This window comes from Sphingomonas sp. STIS6.2, from assembly GCF_000732685.2.
GTDB classification, from domain to species: Bacteria; Pseudomonadota; Alphaproteobacteria; order Sphingomonadales; family Sphingomonadaceae; genus Sphingomonas; species Sphingomonas aerolata.
The window spans coordinates 1-1,013 of record NZ_JPDP02000152.1 but is presented as its reverse complement, the minus strand read 5'-3'; the positions used below and the strand labels follow the sequence as shown (position 1 = coordinate 1,013).

The window sequence follows — 1,013 nt, the reverse complement described above, 5'->3', positions numbered from 1 at the left end:
TCCAATATGCGGTATTGGAATAACGCAAAGCCTGATAACGGCTAAGCGCGAAAATGCCCGGCTTTCCAAGCCGGGCATTTTTTTCCATCAAGACCTGGTCATATCCTTGACCGGCATCTCAAAGGTGAAGGCCCGAGGGACAAGTCCAAGTACCTTTACAGCCTTTTGCATGGCTTCGTTATGTGTCGATATCGTGAAGTGGATTTCGGTAAACCACCCGTTTAGGTGAACCTTCCGAAACCGCGAAAGTACGGCAGCAAAGGCGGCAGGAGCGGTAGGCGAACCCCAGGCAAACGTAATTGTGAGCGTCCGATCATCATGGTCCTCGCCCCAATTGATACCGCCAACGCACGTTCCGCTTTCATCAAAAGCCAGAATTGCGGGATGGTCCCATTTGCATGGTGGATATCTCAGCCAACCATTGCGCTGATGGTCGACACCCGCGGCGTAGGCAGCCCTCAGGCCTTCCTTGCTATGTGCGAGTTTGGTAACATGCTCCAAGCGTAGACTCATGTTATAGTTCTCTGCCCACGCTTGAACATCATGACCCCAAAATGGCGCACACGGGTGGTCATTACCAGTCCCAGCCGCGTACGTGGCTCTGCGTGGCTGTAGATCAATGGATGCCGATACCAGGACGTGTGCTCGGTACCTGACGGCGTCCATTCAGGCGCGTTCGCGATCTCGGGGTTTGGGCCGTTGGGCGCAGTATGGGCCATCCCGCTTGCCCAATTATCGATCGACGGCGCCCACCGCGCCACATGGATTCTTCGGCAAACCCATTGCGCCGGAGGTTAAACAAAAACAGCCGCCAACCTCGCGAGGTTGACGGCTGCCTTCACACAGATGGCCACTGGGACCAGCTGTTAAATAGGCTTAGGCGAATGCGATCTTCGCCTGGCGACGACGAACGCGCATCGATGAGCCGATACCGCCGATACCGAACAGCATGATTGCCCAGGTACCAGCCTCGGGAACTGCTGCCGTCGGCTCGAAGGTCGCGGTGCCGGCAT

At 56.3% G+C, this 1,013-nt stretch carries 1 protein-coding gene; it reads right to left on the bottom strand.

The window, feature by feature from the left end; all coding sequences use genetic code 11:
• Positions 1–876: 876 nt before the first annotated feature.
• A partial coding sequence (locus tag sphst_RS21690; protein ID WP_159043659.1) for a PEP-CTERM sorting domain-containing protein occupies positions 877–1,013 on the bottom strand: 137 nt, incomplete at its 5' end.